This window comes from Xanthomonas hortorum pv. pelargonii (assembly GCF_024499015.1).
Taxonomy (GTDB): Bacteria; Pseudomonadota; Gammaproteobacteria; order Xanthomonadales; family Xanthomonadaceae; genus Xanthomonas; species Xanthomonas hortorum_B.
This window is the reverse complement of record NZ_CP098604.1, coordinates 1,349,490-1,368,287: the sequence shown is the minus strand read 5'-3', so window position 1 is coordinate 1,368,287 and position 18,798 is coordinate 1,349,490. Positions and strand designations below refer to the sequence as shown.

The 18,798-nt window shown below is 64.8% G+C and carries 15 protein-coding genes; 7 read left to right on the top strand and 8 right to left on the bottom strand.

Features of this window, described 5'->3' with window-relative positions; translation table 11 throughout:
- Positions 1–428: 428 nt before the first annotated feature.
- Entirely contained in the window at positions 429–1,655 is a 1,227-nt protein-coding gene (locus NDY25_RS06145) for a histidine-type phosphatase (protein ID WP_425526359.1), read from the top strand.
- Between the two features lie 1,305 nt (positions 1,656–2,960).
- Here NDY25_RS06145 and metK read toward each other — a convergent pair.
- Positions 2,961–4,172, bottom strand: coding sequence for a methionine adenosyltransferase (metK, locus tag NDY25_RS06140; RefSeq protein ID WP_006449196.1), 1,212 nt, complete (start codon positions 4,170–4,172; stop codon positions 2,961–2,963).
- A 234-nt stretch (positions 4,173–4,406) separates the two neighbouring features.
- Here metK and NDY25_RS06135 point away from each other — a divergent pair, with 234 nt between their 5' ends.
- Entirely contained in the window at positions 4,407–5,495 is a 1,089-nt protein-coding gene (locus NDY25_RS06135; protein ID WP_168957060.1) for a metal-dependent hydrolase, read from the top strand.
- Between the two features lie 30 nt (positions 5,496–5,525).
- Here the strand turns inward: NDY25_RS06135 and NDY25_RS06130 are convergent, their stop codons facing one another.
- The 4 genes from NDY25_RS06130 to NDY25_RS06115 all read right to left on the bottom strand — a co-directional run bounded on the left by NDY25_RS06130 (position 5,526) and on the right by NDY25_RS06115 (position 10,325).
- Entirely contained in the window at positions 5,526–6,353 is an 828-nt protein-coding gene (locus NDY25_RS06130) for a class I SAM-dependent methyltransferase (protein ID WP_168957059.1), read from the bottom strand.
- Positions 6,354–6,393: 40 nt separating this feature from the next.
- Positions 6,394–7,392 carry a tRNA dihydrouridine synthase DusB gene (gene dusB / locus NDY25_RS06125; protein WP_168957058.1) on the bottom strand — a complete coding sequence of 333 codons (999 nt, stop codon included), beginning with the start codon at positions 7,390–7,392 and terminating at the stop codon, positions 6,394–6,396.
- A gap of 599 nt (positions 7,393–7,991) precedes the next feature.
- A complete protein-coding gene (locus NDY25_RS06120) occupies positions 7,992–8,948 on the bottom strand; it encodes a ribokinase (protein WP_043888963.1) in 957 nt (318 codons plus the stop codon).
- A 78-nt stretch (positions 8,949–9,026) separates the two neighbouring features.
- Positions 9,027–10,325 carry a NupC/NupG family nucleoside CNT transporter gene (locus NDY25_RS06115; protein ID WP_006451423.1) on the bottom strand — a complete coding sequence of 433 codons (1,299 nt, stop codon included), beginning with the start codon at positions 10,323–10,325 and terminating at the stop codon, positions 9,027–9,029.
- A 721-nt stretch (positions 10,326–11,046) separates the two neighbouring features.
- On the opposite strand from NDY25_RS06115, the gene NDY25_RS06110 reads away from it, so the two are divergent.
- From NDY25_RS06110 to NDY25_RS06090, 5 genes are all read left to right on the top strand, one after another.
- Positions 11,047–12,015 carry a potassium channel beta subunit family protein gene (locus tag NDY25_RS06110; RefSeq protein ID WP_168957057.1) on the top strand — a complete coding sequence of 323 codons (969 nt, stop codon included), beginning with the start codon at positions 11,047–11,049 and terminating at the stop codon, positions 12,013–12,015.
- 191 nt (positions 12,016–12,206) lie between these two features.
- On the top strand, positions 12,207–12,446 hold the full coding sequence (gene hemP, locus NDY25_RS06105; RefSeq protein WP_180336504.1) for a hemin uptake protein HemP: 240 nt from the start codon (positions 12,207–12,209) through the stop codon (positions 12,444–12,446).
- Positions 12,447–12,720: 274 nt separating this feature from the next.
- Complete coding sequence (locus NDY25_RS06100; protein ID WP_168957055.1) at positions 12,721–14,952, top strand: TonB-dependent hemoglobin/transferrin/lactoferrin family receptor; 2,232 nt, start codon at positions 12,721–12,723, stop codon at positions 14,950–14,952.
- Between the two features lie 5 nt (positions 14,953–14,957).
- Positions 14,958–15,590, top strand: coding sequence for a ChuX/HutX family heme-like substrate-binding protein (locus NDY25_RS06095; protein ID WP_168957054.1), 633 nt, complete (start codon positions 14,958–14,960; stop codon positions 15,588–15,590).
- A gap of 29 nt (positions 15,591–15,619) precedes the next feature.
- On the top strand, positions 15,620–16,543 hold the full coding sequence (locus NDY25_RS06090; RefSeq protein WP_168957053.1) for a DUF6607 family protein: 924 nt from the start codon (positions 15,620–15,622) through the stop codon (positions 16,541–16,543).
- A gap of 94 nt (positions 16,544–16,637) precedes the next feature.
- Here NDY25_RS06090 and NDY25_RS06085 read toward each other — a convergent pair whose 3' ends face one another.
- From NDY25_RS06085 to NDY25_RS06075, 3 genes are all read right to left on the bottom strand, one after another.
- A complete protein-coding gene (locus NDY25_RS06085; RefSeq protein WP_168957052.1) occupies positions 16,638–16,991 on the bottom strand; it encodes a DMT family protein in 354 nt (117 codons plus the stop codon).
- An 84-nt stretch (positions 16,992–17,075) separates the two neighbouring features.
- Positions 17,076–17,960: an ABC transporter permease gene (locus NDY25_RS06080; protein WP_154844876.1), complete on the bottom strand. Its 885-nt coding sequence runs from the start codon at positions 17,958–17,960 to the stop codon at positions 17,076–17,078.
- Complete coding sequence (locus tag NDY25_RS06075; RefSeq protein ID WP_168957051.1) at positions 17,957–18,796, bottom strand: ABC transporter ATP-binding protein; 840 nt, start codon at positions 18,794–18,796, stop codon at positions 17,957–17,959. Before NDY25_RS06075 ends, NDY25_RS06080 begins: the two co-directional genes overlap by 4 nt.
- Positions 18,797–18,798 lie beyond the last annotated feature (2 nt).

Genomic DNA, 18,798 nt, shown 5'->3' with positions numbered 1-18,798 from the left:
GTCATCGTGCTGCTGCCTTGTGCAGTGTGTCCTGACGACCGGTGTGTCGGGTTATGTACGCAAGGCAGCGCACCCGGCGGCGAGTCGTGGTTGGACAAGACTGATGCCGCACTTGGTGCCGCAATCGTGCGGCTGATTCCGGGGATCTATCGCCGCGTGGCGGCTGCCCGAATATTTGAGGAAGTTTCGCCAGGTGTCGTCTGCCTTGCATATTGGCACCGTACATTCCGCCATGACCAACGGGATGACCGCCAAGTATGTGTTCCAGGCAAGCGATGAAAACTGGGCAGGGTGGTGAACAGACGCCCGCAGGCGATGACGGCAGCGACGCGCTGGGGATTGCGTTGTTACCGTCGCGCGGGATCAATGCGCCGTTGCAGGCAGGTGTCAGGCAACGCTCGAAGACAGCGCCTCGGCCGCGCTGGCTGATGCCGGTACTCGCATTTGGCGTGTTGCTGCTGATCGCTTGCACGCCGCGGACACCTGCGCCGCCTGCAGTCGTGCAGACCGCGCAATTGGAGCGCGTGGTTGTGGTGTTCCGACATGGTGTACGTGCGCCATTGCAGGGCGAAGCCGCCGCCGCGCACTACGCAGACGCACCGTGGCCGCAGTGGTCCACGCCGGCTAGCCTGCTCACCCCGCATGGGCGCATCGGCGTGCAATTGAGCGGCGAGTATCTGCGCCAATGGCTGGCGCAGCACAAGGTGTTGCCGAGCAGCGGTTGCCCGGCGGCAGGCAGCGTGTCGATCTGGGCCAACACCGATCAGCGCACCATCGACAGCGGCGCCTTGCTGGCCGAGGCGTTGGCACCCGGTTGCGGCATCGTGGCCGGGCACCGTGAGGCCGGCAGCAACGACCCGTTGTTTCGACCGATCGAAGCCGGCGCGGTTGCATTCGATGCCGCCGCAGCAGTGGCATCGATCGAAAAGCAGACCGGCGGTCCTGCCGCGTTGCTGCAAGGGCATGCGGCCGAACTGCAGGCGATGCAGCAGATTCTGGGCTGCACCCGCACGCCCTGCGACTTTGCGCAGATGCCATCCACGCTGAGGCCGTCTGCCAATGGCCGCGGCCTGGCCTTGGGTGGGCCGATCGATCTGACCTCCGGCACCGGCGAGGTCCTGCTGCTGCAATACGCCGAAGGCTTGCCGCAGTCGCAGGTCGGCTGGGGCCGCGCCACGCCCGAGCGACTGGCTCAGGTCTCGCGGCTGCATGCGCTGCTGTTCGACATCTACGCACGGCCGCACTACATGGCCTCACGCTCGGGCGCACCGCTGGCGCGCGAAGTGCTGCAACGCTTCGGCGACGCGCAGGCGGCGAAGGTATCGCTGTTCGTCGGCAGCGACACGCATATCGCCGCGTTGAGCAGTTTGCTGGGTGTGCACTTTCACTTGCCCGGCTACGGCGCGGATGATCCGCCGCCGGGCGGTGCGTTGGTGCTGGGCCTATGGCGCGAGCCGAGTGGGAAGCAGGTGGTGCGTGCGCAGTATCTGGCGCAATCGCTGGATCAACTGCGGACGCTGGCGCCGCTCAATCTGGAGCATCCGCCGTTGCAGCAGAAGTTGGCGCTTGGCGTTTGCAAAGCAGAGCAACGCATGGCGTGCCCGTTGCCGGAGTTTACGCAGGCGCTTGAGAAGCAGCTGCAGCTTGATCGGTAACCGTACAGCAGCAATCTTTAACTCGAAAAAGGCGGTCAGCGGCCGTTCCTTCTCCCACCGGGAGAAGGTGCCCCGCAGGGGCGGATGAGGGTACGTGCGAAGCCTCGTGTCATCGATTACTCAAGGAGGCTTCGCCCCGTACCCTCACCCCAACCCCTCTCCCGCAGAATCGTCGCTGTCGCAAAGCAAAGCTAAAGGCTTTCAAGCCGCCTAATGCTTGCTGATTCCGCAGGCGATGTTGTCGGTATCGATTCAACACGTTGCCATTCGACACTGCCGCCACAGTGCCAGTCGTTGGAACTATCACTTCGCCAGCGAAGTCCACGCTCCGAAGCTCGATCAGTTCAACCAGACCCCGCTTTTCCGTCAACCACCGACAACAACCGGTGGTGCTTGCACGCGTACCGGCGTGGGACCTTACGCGGCATGGATGCCGCGTAAGAGCCTACACGGACGTACTTGCGGTGTGTCCCACGCCGGTACGCGTGCAAGCGCCCGCAGCAAGCCGAAGCATTGGCATGAAAACGCCAGATGTCGTGCGCAAGACCGATCGGTGTGCGGAGTCGGTCGGCGGCGCGGCGCCACATCCGGTGTCGGGACACGCCGTAAATCCATCCCTGGAGGCTCGGTGGCGGCATCCATGCCGCCACACGGTCCCGCCCCCGGACGCGGCACCGCGCTCCCAACATTGCCACTGCTGATCGGCAGATAATACTTTCAAGCAGACATCGCACCCGCCGGTTTTTTGCAGGCCATGTCGTTGGGATCATCGCAGCACTTCGTCTTTAGTAGTGGCGACGGAAACACGATCCAAACCACGATCACTCAACCGGCCGCCGCTTTTCTTTCAGTCGCCGACAATGATCGGTGGTGCTTGCACGCGTGCCGGGGTGGGACCTTACGCGGCATGGATGCCGCGTAAGAGCCTACACGGACGTACTTGCGGCGTGTCCCACGCCGGTACGCGTGCAAGCGCCCGCAGCAAACCGAAGCATTCGCATGAAAACGCGAGATGTCTTGCGCAAGGCCGATCGGTATGCGGAGTCGGTCGGCGGCGCGGTGCCACATCCGGTGTCGGGACACGCCGTAAATCCATCCCTGGAGGCTCGGTGGCGGCATCCATGCCGCCACACGGTCCCGCCCCCGGACGCGACACCGCGCTCCCAGTATTGCTACCGCTGATCGGCAGGCGATGCTCCCCACACAAGCCTTGATCACGATACGCGTTCGGCCAAAACGCAAATGGACCGCATCTGCGGCCCATTTGCACTTCTCGTCAGTTCCACTCCCGCAGGAGCAACTGACTTACTTCAGCTTGGCGTCGGCGCGCAGCGCATCGGCACGGTCGGTCTTTTCCCACGAGAACGCGGTGGCGTTGTGCTGCGCACCGGTTGCGTCGGTGTAGCTGAAGTCCTTCGGCTTGCGGCCGAAGTGACCGTAAGAGGCGGTCTGCTGGTACATCGGGTGGATCAGGTCGAGCATCTGGATGATGCCGAACGGACGCAGGTCGAAATGCTTGCGGATCAGTTTTTCGATCTGCTCGTCGGCGATCTTGCCGGTGCCGAAGGTGGTGACCGAGATCGAGGTCGGCTCGGCCACGCCGATGGCGTAGGAAACCTGCACTTCGCAGCGGTCGGCCAGGCCGGCAGCCACCACGTTCTTGGCCACATAGCGTGCAGCGTAGGCAGCCGAACGATCGACCTTGGACGGATCCTTGCCCGAGAACGCACCGCCGCCGTGACGTGCCCAGCCGCCGTAGGTGTCGACGATGATCTTGCGACCGGTCAGGCCGCAATCGCCCACCGGGCCGCCGATCACGAACTTGCCGGTCGGGTTGATGTGGAACTTGGTGCCTTTGTGCAGCCACTTGGCCGGCAGCACCGGCTTGAGGATTTCCTCGCGCACCGCTTCGATCAGGTCTTTCTGCTTGACGCCCGGATCGTGCTGGGTCGACAACACCACCGCATCGATCGCAGTCGCAACGCCGTCTTCATAGCGCAGGGTGACCTGCGACTTGGCATCCGGACGCAGCCAGGACAGCGCCGAGTTCTTCTTCTTGCGGATCTTGGCCTGCTGCTCGACCAGGCGGTGTGCCAGGTGGATCGCCGCCGGCATGTGGCTGTCGGTCTCGTTGGTCGCATAGCCGAACATCAGGCCCTGGTCGCCGGCGCCCTGCTGTTCCGGGTTCTTGCGGTCAACGCCCTGGTTGATGTCCGGCGACTGCTTGCCGATCAGGTTGAGCACACCACAGGTCTCGCCGTCGAAGCCGACGTCGGAGCTGTTATAGCCGATGTCCAGGATCACCTTGCGGGTGAGCGCTTCCAGGTCGATCCAGGCGCTGGTGGTCACTTCGCCGGCAACGATCGCAACACCGGTCTTGACCATCGTCTCGCACGCCACGCGGGCACGCTTGTCCTGGGCCAGGATGGCATCCAGCACAGCGTCGGAGATCTGGTCGGCGATCTTGTCCGGATGGCCTTCGGAGACCGATTCGGAGGTGAACAGGTAGCTGGACATCTGGCTTATATCCCTTGATTCGGATGAAAAGATGGCTGCGGATGATACACGCCCCGCATGTCCGTTGCATTGTGCGCCTGAACAGGTGGCAATGGAGTTAAGCAGACGTCGGTGACAGCAAGGCGCTGCTGTCCCGGACGACCAGCCAAGCCTCGCCGATGATCGCCCTGCATTCGACTGAAAACGCGTACAAACATGCCTGCCAATGCAGGTTGGGCCTGCTAGCATCGGGCGATGGATTCATTGACCCAGATCGTTCTCGGCGCCGCCGTCGCTGCCGCCATCGCCCCGGCCGGACAGCGCCGTGCCGCCTTGTTGGCCGGCGCGGCACTGGGCACCTTGCCCGACCTCGATTCGCTGGCGCTGCTGCCCTTTACCAGTGACCCGGTCACGCAGATGACCGTGCATCGCAGCGCCAGCCATTCGTTGTTGGTGCTGCCATTCGTCGGTTGGCTGATCTGGTGGCTGTATCGCCGCTACGGCAACCGGCGGGTGGCCAGTGCGCCCAAGCGCTGGTTCTGGGCGATTCAACTGGCCTTGATCACGCATCCCTTGCTGGATGCCTTTACCGTCTATGGCACCCAGTTGTGGTGGCCGTTGCAGCCGCATCCGGCGATGTGGTCGAGTGTGTTCATCATCGATCCGGGCTACACGCTATGGCTGTTGCTGGCCTGTGCGGTGGCGTGGTTCGCACGTGCGCGGCCGCTTGCCCAGCACGCCTTGGTGATCGGCCTTGCGTTGAGTTCTGCGTATCTGGGTTGGTCGCTGCTGGCCAAGCACCTGGTCGACCGCGAAGCCAATCGCGCGCTGGCCGCACTCGGTTTGAAGGATGCGCCACGCTTCTCGGTGCCGATGCCGCTCAATACCTTGTTGTGGCGGGTGGTGGCGATGACGCCCAACGGCTATGTGATCGGCGAGCGCTCGTTGGTCGCCGACAAGGGCCCGATGCAGTTCCGCGGCTATTCCAGCAACACCCAGGCTTTGGGTGAAGTGGCCAGGTTCGAATCGGTGCGCCGGCTGACCCGGTTCAATCGCGGCTTCATGCGCGCGCGCCTGGTCGACGACGAGTTGATGCTCAGCGATCTGCGCATGGGCCTGGAGCCAGACTACAACTTCAACTTCGTGGTCGCCCATCGCCAGGACGGCCAGTGGCAGCCGATCACCCCGCGGCAGGTCCAGGCGGCCTACCGGGCGCCGGTGGCACGCGATCAGATCGGCGAAGTGCTGGCGCAAATGTGGCACCGCATCTGGCACGAGCCGGCCGGCACGGTGCTGACCGGCGATCTGGAACATGCCGCCGCGCCTGCGCCGGTTACTCAGTAGAACCGCGCACTAGACCCTCTCGGCGCCGGCTCAGTACACCGTGGCGCGCGCCTGCACAAACGAATAGAAGAACACCGCATTCGGGTCGCTGTGCACTTGCGCCAGTTCGCGGCGCATGCCTTCCACGGTCTCTGCGTCAACCGCGCCGGCCTGCAGCAATTGCTCGGCCGCCGACAGCAGCACTTCTTCCCAGAACCCGATCATGGTCTTGCGCCGGCCCGGCTCGCGGTTGTCCAGGTGCAGCGTCTTGATCTCGGTCTGCACATCGCGAAAGCCGCCGGCCAGCAGCAGGTTGCCCAGCTTGGCGCCGACGAACGGATCGCCGCCCTGGTCGTGCTGAAAATCGTTGAACGCCATCCAGTAGCGCCACAGATTCGGCGAGTACGGATGCAGCAGGAACGAGGCATTCATCACCTCGGTGACGTACACCGGCGAACCCGGCAATAGCACGCGGCGCACTTCGTTGAGCACGCGTGCGGGCGAGGGCACATGTTCGAGTACCCAACACAGGAATGCCGCATCGAATTGACGCGCCTCGAACGGCAGGTCGGTCGCATCGGCCTGTTGCAAGGTGTAGCGCTCGCGGCACCACGCCAGCCGCTCGAGATTCGCGCGTGCCGCGCCCAATTGCGCTTCGCTCAAGTCCACGCCGGTAACGTGCAGATCGGGAAAGCGGCGCAACAGGATCTCGGTTTGCGCGCCCACGCCGCTGCCCACTTCCAGCAGACGCCGCGCGCCGCTGTAGTCGATCTGATTGAACAAGGTGGCTTCGAGCAAGCGCGCCTGTTTGAGCAGGCGTGCCTGTTCGGTGGGCGAAAAACCATGCAGATAGGTGGGTGTGTCGCCAGGTGCGCTCATGCGTGCAGCTCTCAAAAAATTGAAGCTAGAAAAATCAGATTCAGGCAGCGGCCGACAGCGCCGGCGGCACACCGGCGATCAACGCATCGAAATAATCGCGGGTCAGCGCCAGCTGCGCCTCCGGCGTTTCGGCGCGATTGACCACCGCGCGGAAGTCGGTGCTTTGCGGGTGATCCTTGGCGTACCAGCCCAGATGCTTGCGCGCGATGCGCACGCCCTGCGGCTGCCCGTAGAACGCATGCAGCGCTTGCAGATGGCCAAGCAAGGTGTCGCGCACGAACGCCAACGACGGCGGCGGCAATAGTTCGCCGGTGGCCAGATAATGCGCCACCTCGCCGAAGATCCACGGCCGCCCCTGCGCGGCGCGGCCGATCATCACCGCATCCACGCCGGTGTCGCGCAGCACCTGCGCCGCCTTCTGCGGCGAGTCGATATCGCCATTGGCGATCACCGGAATCTGCAGTGCAGCCTTGATCTGCGCAATCGTCGCGTACTCCGCACTGCCGGTGTAATGCTGATCGCGGGTGCGCCCGTGTACTGCCAGCGCCGCAATGCCGCAGTCCTGCGCGATGCGCGCGATGGTGGGGCCGTTGCGATGATCGCAATCCCACCCGGTGCGGATCTTCAAGGTCACCGGCACATTCACCGCCTGCACCACTGCGCGCAGGATGCGCGCCACCAGGTCTTCGTCGCGCATCAGCGCCGAGCCGGCCCAGGCGTTGCAGACTTTCTTGGCCGGGCAGCCCATGTTGATGTCGATCAGCTGCGCGCCATGATCCACGTTGTAGCGCGCGGCCTCGGCCAGCTGCTGCGGCTCGGTGCCGGCGATCTGCACGCTGATCGGATCCGGCTCGCCGGCATGGTCCATGCGATGCAGCGATTTACGCGTGCCCCAGAAGCGTGGATCGGAGATGGTCATCTCCGACACCGTCAGCCCGGCGCCCAGCTGCTTGCACAACAGCCGGAACGGCTTGTCGGTGACGCCGGCCATCGGGGCCAGGATCACCTTTGGGTCGATGGAGTAGGGGCCGATGTGCATGGCGGCATTGTAGCTGGGCGGGGAATGGGAAGTCGGGAATGGGGAGGGAATCGTAAGAGCGCTTGCGGGCTTCAGTCCTGCGCCACTGCTATGCGAGTCAGTTGAGCAATGTCAGCGCTCTAAAAAACGACGGCTATGGCGGAGATGTTGGCGGGCCGACATCTCACCCCGCCTCTCCGGTTAGTTGACTGTCTTCCGTCGTACCCTCACCCCAACCCCCGCTTCGCGCCCCTGCCCGCGCTTGCGGCGCGGGCGCTCCAAGGCACACGCGCCAGTGGCGCGTAGGCAGCGCCTTTTCGCCCCGCGGGGAGGGGGTTTCTCCATCCTTCTCCCATCGGGAGAAGGTGGCGCGTCAGCGCCGGATGAGGGTACGGGCGCCCGACACTGCATCAGGCCTCGTCCTGTTTACCCCAGACGACTGTCCGATGAAGAGGACAGAGGTTTCGTTGCCGACAGTGTTCGCAGCATCCGTCGGCAGACAGGTCTCAACATGCCGTTCGCCAATCAAAAACATTCTCTAACGTGCAGGCCAACGCCCTGAACGCAAAAGGCGACCGCATCGCTGCGGTCGCCTTCGTCGATCGCGTGAAGCGTGCGGATCACACCGCCGGTTCGGGCACCATTCGCGGCATCGAGGTAGCAGCGCCTTCCACTTCGGTGGAGCGTGCGGCATAGCGGGTGGCAAAGCGCACGTGGGTGTTGAAGCTGGCGCCGGGCGACTGCGCCAGCGAGGCCACCAGCGCACCGTTGAAGGCATCGCCGGCGCCGGTGGTGTCCACCGTCTGCGCGCTTTCCGCACCCACCCGGTAATGCGCGGCGGTATCGCCACGCAGCTGTTCTTCGGCGTGCGAAATGAACGCGCCTACCGAACCCAACGTCACCACCACAGTGCCGCCGGGCAACAACTTGCGGCACAGCGAATGCAGCGTGTTGCCATCCAGCGCGGCCACGTCGTCGGCATTGATACGCTCGCCGACATGGCGGCCGAGCAGGGCGGCGAATTCGGTTTCGTTGGGCGTCAGCACATCCGACAGCTTGAGCAGACCGATCGAGGTCGGCGCATTGGCCGGCGCGGCGTTGAGCACGGTCAGTACGCCGCACTCACGCGCCAAGGCCAGCGCAGATTCGATGGTTTCCGCCGGCGATTCCAATTGCGCCAGCAACACCCGGGACGAGGCGACCAGCGCGCGCTGGTTGTCGACGAACGCGGCGCTCAGCACCGAGTTGGCACCGGCACCGATCACGATGGTGTTGCGGCCGTGCGCATCGACATAGATACCGCCGGTGCCGGTCGGCTCATTGCTGGGCTCGGCGATCAGCGCAAAGCCATCGTGCGCGGCAAGCGAGCGCGCCAGCGCACCACCGGCATCGTCGCCCAGCGCGCACAAAAAATGCGTCTTGGCGCCGGCACGCGCGGCCGCGACCGCCTGATTGAACCCCTTGCCCCCGGGGCCGGTGCTGTAGCGACCGGCGATGGTGGCACCCGGCGCGGGCAGGACATCACAGCGCCACACGTGATCGACATTGAAGGACCCGACAACGACGACCGAACTCATAAATACCCTTAACTTGAATGACTGAATAAAACGTGGCGTGCGGCGATTAGACCGGCACACCGATGAACCCGCGCCACCTCAACCGAAATGCGAGAGCACGCCGGCAATGGTAGCGGTCATGAACGTTGCGATCGAACCGCCGAGCACCGCGCGCAGCCCGAACTTGGCCAGATCGTGACGGCGTTCCGGTGCCAGACCGCCGATGCCGCCGATCTGGATCGCAATCGAGCTGAAGTTGGCAAAGCCGCACAGCGCATACGTGGCAATCAGCCGGCCTTCGGCGCTCAGGCCCACGCCCGGTACTTCGCCCTTCACGATCCGCGACAGCTCGCTGTAGGCGACGAACTCGTTGATCACCACCTTCTGGCCGATCAGCGAACCGACCGTGGTCGCGTCCACCCACGGGGTGCCGATCACCCAGGCGATCGGCGCCAGCACGTAGCCGAAGATCGTCGACAGGTTGGTCGGATGGCCCAGCGCCTTGGCGGCGCCGGTGACATCGCCCAACCAGGTCAGCGGTGCGTTGATCAGCGCGATCAGCGCGATGAAGGCCAGCAGCATCGCGCCGATATTCAGCGCCAACCGCAAGCCATCGCCGGCGCCGGCCGCAGCCGCATCGATGACATTGCTGGTGGTCTTTTCCACTTCCATCTTGACCGTGCCGCGGGTCAGCGGGGTGCCGGTTTCCGGCACCAGCAGCTTGGCCACCACCAGGGTGGCGGGCGCGGCCATGATGCTGGCGGCGAGCAGATGCTTGGCGTAGAACGCCTGCTGTGCGGGGTCGCTGCCGCCGAGCATGCCGACGTACGCAGCCAGTACGCCACCGGCGATATGTGCCATGCCGCCGATCATCATCGTCAGCAGCTCGGACTGGGTCATCTTGGGGATGTACGGGCGCACCGTCAGCGGGGCTTCGGTCTGGCCGATGAACACGCTGGCGCACACGCTGGTAGTTTCCGCCCCCGACACGCGCATCACCTTGGTGATCGCCCAGGCCATCGCACGCACGATTACCTGCATCACGCCCAGGTGGTAGAGCACGCCCATCAGCGCGGAGAAAAAGATGATGGTGGGCAGCACCTGGAACGCAAAAATGAAGCCGTTGCTGTTGATGTCCATCAGGCTGCCGAAAATGAAGCTGGAGCCCTCATTGACGAAGCTCAGCACCCTCACGAAGCCCTGGCCTAGCCAGTCGAACACGTCGCGCCCGCCCGGCACCAGCAGCACCAGTGCGGCGAACGAAATCTGTAGCGCCAGACCGGTGGCGACCAGCTTCCAGTCGATCGCGCGGCGGTTGTTCGAAAACAGCCAGGTGATGCCGATGAGCACCGCCAGACCGAACAGGCCAAAGCCGATCCTTCCCAAACCTTCGACCATTCCATTCCCCGGCGCAGACGGCAAACCGAGAAGCCTAGAGCAGGGGGTGACGGTGGGCAAGGCGAGCGGTGTTCAGAGGCTCCCCTTTAGCCCGCAGCCGAGATGCAGCGGGCGCTGACAGGCCGGCAGTAGCGAGCGGGTGAGCCGTGCTTGCGCAAAGTGGGGGATTTGCGGAGTCGACTCACCGCTGGTAGTGGAAGGGATAGCGCGATGGCGCCAGCGAAGGCCACGCTCCGTGATTCGATCCGGCAGCCAGACGCTGCTTTTCCATCAGTCGCCGACGACAGCCGAAGGTGCTTGCGCGCGTACCGGCGTGGGACCTTATGCGGCATGGATGCCGCAGAAGAGCCTACACGGACGTACTTGCGGCGTGTCCCACGCCGGTACGCGTGCAAGCGCCCTACAGCCACTGAAGCGTTCGCCTCGAACTGGCAGACGTCGTGCGCGGCGTTGGTCGATGCGTGGCGTCGCATCCGGGAGCGGGACACCGCAAGTACGTCCATGTAGGCTCGGTGGCGGCATCCATGCCGCCACACGGTCCCGCACCCGGATACGCCACCGCGCTCCCACTTTCTGCGGTTACTGATGGGCAGGCAATTCCGTTGGTGGCGGAATGCCTGCGGATTACGCAGTCCACGCCCTGTCGCCCCAGCAACCTCACGTCCTACACTGCGCACGCCGATCCGGGGCAGGGCGCCACGGAGGTTGTTGGAGTCTGCCAATGCATTACCGTCGTCTGGGTTCCACCGGGCTGCAGCTGTCGGCCTTGTCGTTCGGGGCCTGGGTCACCTTCGGCAAGCAGATCGGGCGCAGCGAAGCGCGCAACCTGATTGCTGCCGCCTGGGACAACGGCATCAACTTTTTCGACAACGCCGAGGTGTATGCACGCGGCCGCGCCGAAGAAGTGATGGGCGATGTGATCGCCGACCTGCGCCTGCCGCGCGATGGCTATTGCGTCTCGAGCAAGGTGTTCTTCGGCGCGGTGGACAGCCCGCGCCCGACCCAGCGCGGGCTCTCGCGCAAGCACATCACCGACGCCTGCCATGCCGCACTCAAGCGCCTGCGCGTGGAGTATCTGGATCTGTATTTCTGCCACCGGCCCGACCCGGAGACGCCCATCCAGGAAACCGTGCGCGCCATGGACGCACTGATCCGCCAGGGCAAGGTGCTGTACTGGGGCACCTCCGAATGGAGCGCCGAACAGTTACGCGCCGCCATCGCCATCGCCGAGCAGGAGCATCTGCACGCCCCGTCGATGGAACAGCCGCAGTACAACCTGCTGCATCGCGACCGGTTGGAGCGCGAGTACGCCCCGCTATGCGAAGCCGGGCTGGGCACCACCATCTGGTCGCCGCTGGCCTCGGGCCTGCTGACCGGCAAGTACAACGCCGGCGTGGACGCCGACAGCCGCCTGGGCCAGCCGGGCAATCACTGGTTGCAGGACGAAGTGCTGGGTGCACCGGAGGCCCGCCGCCTGGAACGTGCCCGCGCGTTCTGCGCGCTGGCCGCCGAGTTGGGCCAGTCGCCCGCACGCCTGGCCATCGCCTGGTGCTTGCGCAATCCGCATGTGTCCACGGTGATTCTCGGCGCCAGCCGCGTAGCGCAACTGGAAGAAAACCTCGGCGCGCTGGAAACGCTGACCAAGGTCGATGCAGCTGACTGGGCGCGGGTGGAAGAGGTCACGCGCTGAAAGGTGGGGTGTTGATCCAGCTGGGCCAGGTCGTCTCCAGCTGGAATGTGAGAAGGCAGGCTTTTCATGACGGACGATGGAGCTGCGCCACGACTGCTGCCCATATCGATTGATAAATGCAATCGAAGTGGGTGTATTCATCTAAAGATCCAGGCATTCAAATGAGAATGGCTCTTGATCATTAAATGAGAATGGTTATTATTTGTCTGGCCAACCGACTGGAGATCCAGATCATGACCGCTCACCCCGTGCTGCTTCGCTCCGAACCGGTCAACCTGCGCGACCGCGCCGTCCCGCGCGCTGTCCCCGCAGAAGACGTCATCAGCAGCGAGGCGCTGCTCAAGGGCCGTCGCGAAGTGCTGATCCAGCATGGCGATCGCATCTATCGCCTGCGCCATACCAGCAACGACAAGCTCATCCTGACCAAGTAACACCGCCGATAACCCGCTGCGCACCGCCAAGCGGGCGCGGTCGGTCGAGATCGGCAGGTGCCAGCATCAGCCGGACTCGTTCGCTCCCGCAGCCTGATTGCCGCGCACGATGTTCTAAGTCGCTTCACCCCCCCGATGCCCGCTCGCGCAGGTATTGGAACTGTCTGCCGCGGGCGTTGCCGCCGCCGCCCGCCACTTCATTCTCTACCCTCGGCTGCCGCTCGCGGCGTCTGCCGCAGCGCGCGCTGTCGGGGGTTCTTCTCGAAGGTTTCCGATGATCCGCCTGCATCCGCTGGTGGTCGCGCTGTCGCTGGCGCTGCCTGCTGTTCCGTTGTGTGCCCATGCTGCTGAACTCGACGGCAGCGGGGATGCCGCGCGTGAGGTGCACGACTTCAACCGGCTGCAGGTCACTGCCACGCGCACCCAGCGCGCCCTGGTCGATGTGCCGAGCACGGTGGATGTGATCGACCGCGAACAACTGGACAACCAACTGGTGCGCGAGCTCAAGGATCTGTTCCGTTACACGCCCGGCGTGTCGGTGACCAGTACCAGCGGCCGGTTCACCGGCGCCAATGGCATCCGCATCCGTGGGCTGGACGGCAACCGCGTGGCGATCCTGGTCGACAACGTGCCAGTGTCGGATACCTTCAGTTTCGGCAGCTACCTCAACGCCAACCGCAACTTCGTCGATCTGGAAACGCTCAAGCGCGTCGAAGTGGTGCGCGGGCCGGCCAGCTCCTTGTACGGTTCCGATGCGCTGGGCGGCGTGGTGGCCTTCGTCACCAAGGACCCGGCCGATTATCTGAGCGCCGACAAGCACAGCTACGTCGGGCTGAAGTTCGGCTACGAGGGAGACTGGAACGGCCTGTTCGCCGGTGCCACCGGCGCGTTCGGCGGCGAGCGCTGGAGCGGCATGGTGGCGGTGAGTCACCGCCAGGGTCAGGAAGCGCAGAACCAGGGCGACAACCGTAGCCGCGATTTCACTCGCACCGCAGCCAATCCGCAGCGCATCGACGGCCGCAGCGTGCTCGCCAAACTCGTCTACGCGCCAAGCGCGCAGCAGCGCTTCAAGCTCACCGTGGAAGGCAACGAAGACTACGGCAGCATCGATGCCTTGACCGGTATCGACCCGCGCAACGCGATGGCCTCGCTGCGCATTCTGTCGCAGGAAGGACGCGACCATCAGACCCGTGCGCGCGTCTCGCTGCGGCACGAGCTGGATGCACTGGATTGGGCGATCGCCGACGATCTGCAGTGGCAGTTGTATCGCCAGGACAGCGAGAGCCTGCAGCGTACCGATGAGTTGCGTGGCAACAACACGCGCCGCCACAACGAACACAATTTCGATCAGCGCGTGTACGGGCTGCTGGTCAACGCGCACAAGTCCATCGACACCGGCACGCTCAGCCACGACATCACTTACGGTCTGGATGGCACCTGGACCGACACCCGCGCCAAACGCGACGGGTATTCGGTGAATCTGGCCAATGGCGTGGTGACCAACCGGGTCGGCCAGGACGTGTTCCCTGTGCGCGATTTCCCCAACAGCGAAACCACCAAGCTCGGGTTGTACGCGCAGGACGAGATCCGCCTGTTCGACGGCAAGCTGTCGCTGACACCCGGCGTGCGCGTGGATTATTTCCGCCTCTCACCGCAGGTGGACGATATCTTCCGCGAAGACAATCCCGGCGTGGCCGCTGCGACCATCGACGAAACCCAGGTCTCGCCCAAGTTCGGTGCGGTGTGGCGTTTCTCGGATGCATGGTCGGCGTATGCCAATTACGCGCACGGCTTCCGCGCCCCGCCGTACAACGACGTCAATATCGGCTTCACCAATCTGCAGGCGCGCTACACCGCCATCGCCAATCCGGACCTGAAATCGGAGACCAGTCGCGGTGGCGAATTGGGGCTGCGTTTCAACGACGCGATCGGGTATCTGGGCGTCGCGGTGTACTACACCGACTACCGCAACTTCATCGAATCGTATGCGCCGGCCGGTTTCAACGCCGATGGGCTGATGCTGTTCCAGTCGCGCAACGTGGACGATGTGGTGATCAAGGGCGCCGAAGCACGTGCCGGTGTCGATCTGGGCGCGCTGGCGGGTTGGCAGGGCTGGTCGCTCAACAGCGCCGTCGCCTATTCGGAAGGCGACAATCTCACCGACGACACGCCGCTCAATTCGGTCGACCCGCTGCGCGGCACCTTCGGGGTGGCCTTCGATAGCGATGGCTGGGGCGCAGAGTTGATCGGCACCTTCGTTGCGCGCAAACGCCGCCCGCAGTTGGACAGCTATTACACGCCGGCCGGCTACGCCACGCTGGATCTGATGGGGCATTGGGAATTTGCGCCCGGCGCCAAGGTCACCGCCGGCATCTTCAATCTGGCCGACCGCCGCTATGTGGACTGGAACGCGCTGCCCAACGGCACGCTGGCCAGCAGCACGGTGCTCGACCGCTTCACCGGCGCCGGGCGTACCGCCTCGGTCAGCCTGGCCGTGAGCTGGTAGCGGCCATGACCAGCGCCCGCCCACTGCCGCAGTTGTCGCATGCACGTGCCATCCGCGCCGCGCTGCCGCGTCCGCAGCAGCTTGCGGCCCTGGGCACGGTGCTATGTCTGTATCGGCCCGCGCTGGGCAACGAGCTGGATGGCTGGCAGCACGCGGTGGATGCGGCGGCATGCCGGCAGGTCGACAGCGACGGCGTGCGCGAAAGCATCTGGTTCTTCGATGCCGAAGGACACTGCTGCTGGCGGATTTGTCTGTTGCCGGACAGCGATTTTTTGATCTGGGATCGCCTTGTCTCGCGCTTGCCGCCGCTGCCGATGGAAACCCATGAGCTGGGCGTCGGCGAGCGGCTATGGCGTCGTCTGGCCGGCCGTATGCGCGGTGAGGCCTGGCGATTGAGCGCGCTGCGTCTGCAGACCGCCGCCAGTCGCGAGCAACCGTTTGTCGCCAGCCTGGCGACAGTCTCGGCGCTGGGCGCGGAAGTGGCCGCACGCCTGGCACGCGAGGAGGGCATCGACGGACGCGTGGCGGTGGATGATTGCTGCTGCGCGCGCGCAGCCGCCTTGCGCGCTGACTCCACCTCATCAAGCAATACTGATCCATCCGACATGACGACGTCGCTGGTGCGCTTGCGCCGCTGACGTTCCTGAGACCACCAACGAGAGTTCCGATGAGCCCACTGTTTCCCCGCTGTATCGCACTGACGCTGAGCCTGTTGCCGTTGATTGCCGCCGCCGACGCCCAGCGCGATCGCCAGAGCATCCTGGCGATGCAGGGCGAATACGCCGTGGACTTCGCCTTCGACGAAACCGTGCTGCTCAAGCCCGGTTACGAACGTGCCTCGGCCATGCGCAGCGGCGCCAGCGAAGTGGTCATCGTGGTCGAAGATTCACCGCGCAAAGTGGTACTGCAACACTTGCTGGTCGATGAAAAGAGCAAGCATGTGACCAAGCACTGGCGGCAGGACTGGATCTTCGAGGCGCCGCAGCGTTTCGAGTTCACTGCCGAGCAGACCTGGACGGTGCATGCATTGCCGGCAGCCGTCACGTCTGGCGCATGGACGCAATGCGTGTATGAAGTCAGCGATGCGCCCCGCTATTGCGGCACCGGTCGCTGGGACTATGCCGAGGGTCATCCCACCTGGACCAGCGATCTGAGCTGGCGCCCGTTGCCACGCCGCGAATACACCAAGCGTAGCGACTACAACGCGCTGTCGGTGATCAATCGCCACACGCTCACGCCCAACGGCTGGACCCACGAACAGTTCAACACCAAGGTGCTGCGCAAGCCCGATGGCAGCCAGGAGGCGATCGCGCGCGAGTTCGGCTTCAACGATTACCGCAAGACCACCGAGGTCGATTTCGCCCCGGCCTATGCGTACTGGAAAGGCACACAGGGTTATTGGGCCAAGGTGCGCACGCGCTGGGCCAAGTTCCTGGACACGCCGCCGGGCCTGCATCTGAAGACCAAGCCGGACGGCATGGCGATGATCATGCCGATGTTCCAGCAGGCCGAGACCGTGCAGAAGGGCAAGCGGGTCAAGGACGCGCAACTCGATGCGGTGTTCGCGCAGTGGGTGGAACCGGCGAACTAAGCACCCGGATGTCGTAGGAGCGCGCTGGCGCGCGATTGAGGCTTTATCGGTAACGCCTCATCGCGCGCTAGCGCGCTCCTACGGGGCATTAGCCTTATTCCTTGAACATCAAGAACGCGGCCACCAGAATCAGGCCGAACGCGGCCCAGTGATTCCACTTCAACGACTGGCCCAGGTAGAACGTCGAGAAGCCGGCGAACACCAGCAGCGTGATCACCTCCTGCATGCCCTTGAGCTGCGGCGCCGAATACACCGCGCTCCCGAGCCGGTTGCCCGGCACCTGCAGGCAGTATTCAAAAAACGCGATGCCCCAGCTGACCAGGATCGCGATCATCAACGGCGTGCTCTTGTACTTCAGATGCCCGTACCAGGCGAAGGTCATGAACACGTTGCTGGCGAGCAACAGCAGGATCGGGTAGACGTAAGCGGCGAAGGGCGCGGTGGGCATGACGGCGGTCGGGGTGTGAGCGGGCCGGCAGCATAATCCAGCCCTGTTAAGCGCACGCGACCGTGCCGATGAGCCCGGTGCCGCCTAGCGCTGCATGCCCCAGCGGCGCACGGTCAGCCGCTCGATCGCCTGGAATACCACGCCTTCCACCAGCAAGCCCAGCACGATCACCATCGCCAGGCCGGCGAACACCCGATCTGTATACAGCTCGTTGCGGTTCTGGAAGATGTACCAGCCCAGACCGCCCTGGCCGGAGGTGGCCCCGAACACCAGCTCGGCGGCGATCAAGGTGCGCCAGGCGAACGCCCAGCCGATCTTCAGCCCGGACAGGATCGCCGGCAGCGCGGCCGGGATCAGCAGCTGCGCCACGTAACGCGGCCCACGCAGCCCGTAATTGCGCCCGGCCATGCGCAGCGTTTCCGGTACTGCCTGGAAGCCTGCATAGGTGGTCAGCGCCAGCGGCCACAGCACCGAATGCACCAGCACGAACACCAGGCTGCCGGTGCCCAGGCCGAACCACAGCAGGGCCAGCGGCAGCAACGCGATGGCCGGTAGCGGGTTGAACATGGCGGTCAAGGTGCCGAGTACATCGCGGCCCCAACGTGTGGAGGCGGCCAGCGCGGTCAGCACGAAGGCGAGCACCACGCCGAGCGCGTAGCCCTGCGCCAGCACGCGCAGCGAGGCGCCCACACGGCGCAGCAACTCGCCCGACAGCAGTCCATCGTAAAACGCGCGTGCGGTCTGCAGGGCGCTGGGCAGCATCAGATCGTCGCCAACCACGCGCGCGGCGATCTCCCATATGGCGACCAGCACCACCAGCACCAGCGCCTTGCGCAGCCACGGCGGCGCCTGCCAGCGCGCCGGCGCGGCGGTGGCAATCAATGCGGGATCCAGCGGTTGTAGTGCACGTTCGTACTCGGGCCGCACCGGCGGGAGCGGCGGCAGCGCGCTGGCGTCGCTACGGCTCATGGCAGCGCCTCGCGTTGACGCACGGCCGGGCGACGCAATGGTGCCACCTTGTCGTCGTCTAGGGTGTCGTCGGGCAAGTCGAACAGCAGCCGGTGAATCCGCTGCGCGGTCTGCTGAAACGCCACGCTGCCGGCACTCTGCGGGCCAAATGCATGTGCGTTGAGTTCGGCGCGAACCTGACCCGGATGCGGCGACAACAGCAGCACCCGGTTACCGACCACCAGGGCTTCTTCAATCGAGTGGGTGACGAACAACAAGGTGAAGCGCGATTGCTCCCACAGCTCCAGCACCTGCTCCTGCATGCGCGATCGCGTCAATGCATCGAGTGCAGCGAAGGGCTCGTCCATCAGCAACACGCGCGGGCGCATCGCCAATGCGCGCGCGATCGCCACGCGTTGCTTCATGCCGCCGGACAAGGTGTGCGGATACGCCTCGGCAAACGCGCTCAGCCCGACCTGCGCCAGACTGTCGTCAGCACGTTCGCGCGCTTCGGCACGCGAGAGCTTGCGTGCCGCGCGCAGGCCGAACACCACGTTCTCGCGCACGGTCTTCCAAGGCGCCAGTTGATCGAATTCCTGGAACACCACCACCCGGTCCGGCCCGGGCCCGGTTACTGCTTTGCCATCTAGACGGATCTGCCCCTCGCGCGGGGTCACAAAGCCGGCTACCGCCTTGAGCAAGGTGGATTTGCCGCAACCCGAGGGCCCCAGCAGCACGAAACGATCGGCTTCATGCACATCGAAACGCACGCGGTGGGTGGCACGCACCACGCGCTGCGCGGAGGCGTATTCCAGGCTGACGTGGTCGACCTGCAGCAAGGGCGTCGGCGTGGGCATCG

Excerpts from the sequence above, each read along its gene's own strand:
- NDY25_RS06080 (WP_154844876.1), bottom strand. The coding sequence starts at position 17,960 with ATGAGCCGTAGCGACGCCAGCGCGCTGCCGCCGCTCCCGCCGGTGCGG.
- NDY25_RS06095 (WP_168957054.1), top strand. The coding sequence starts at position 14,958 with ATGACCAGCGCCCGCCCACTGCCGCAGTTGTCGCATGCACGTGCCATC.
- NDY25_RS06085 (WP_168957052.1), bottom strand. The coding sequence starts at position 16,991 with ATGCCCACCGCGCCCTTCGCCGCTTACGTCTACCCGATCCTGCTGTTG.
- NDY25_RS06130 (WP_168957059.1), bottom strand. The coding sequence starts at position 6,353 with ATGAGCGCACCTGGCGACACACCCACCTATCTGCATGGTTTTTCGCCC.
- NDY25_RS06115 (WP_006451423.1), bottom strand. The coding sequence starts at position 10,325 with ATGGTCGAAGGTTTGGGAAGGATCGGCTTTGGCCTGTTCGGTCTGGCG.
- NDY25_RS06120 (WP_043888963.1), bottom strand. The coding sequence starts at position 8,948 with ATGAGTTCGGTCGTCGTTGTCGGGTCCTTCAATGTCGATCACGTGTGG.
- NDY25_RS06110 (WP_168957057.1), top strand. The coding sequence starts at position 11,047 with ATGCATTACCGTCGTCTGGGTTCCACCGGGCTGCAGCTGTCGGCCTTG.
- NDY25_RS06090 (WP_168957053.1), top strand. The coding sequence starts at position 15,620 with ATGAGCCCACTGTTTCCCCGCTGTATCGCACTGACGCTGAGCCTGTTG.
- metK (WP_006449196.1), bottom strand. The coding sequence starts at position 4,172 with ATGTCCAGCTACCTGTTCACCTCCGAATCGGTCTCCGAAGGCCATCCG.
- NDY25_RS06145 (WP_425526359.1), top strand. The coding sequence starts at position 429 with ATGCCGGTACTCGCATTTGGCGTGTTGCTGCTGATCGCTTGCACGCCG.
- hemP (WP_180336504.1), top strand. The coding sequence starts at position 12,207 with ATGGTTATTATTTGTCTGGCCAACCGACTGGAGATCCAGATCATGACC.
- NDY25_RS06100 (WP_168957055.1), top strand. The coding sequence starts at position 12,721 with ATGATCCGCCTGCATCCGCTGGTGGTCGCGCTGTCGCTGGCGCTGCCT.
- NDY25_RS06075 (WP_168957051.1), bottom strand. The coding sequence starts at position 18,796 with ATGCCCACGCCGACGCCCTTGCTGCAGGTCGACCACGTCAGCCTGGAA.
- dusB (WP_168957058.1), bottom strand. The coding sequence starts at position 7,392 with ATGCACATCGGCCCCTACTCCATCGACCCAAAGGTGATCCTGGCCCCG.
- NDY25_RS06135 (WP_168957060.1), top strand. The coding sequence starts at position 4,407 with ATGGATTCATTGACCCAGATCGTTCTCGGCGCCGCCGTCGCTGCCGCC.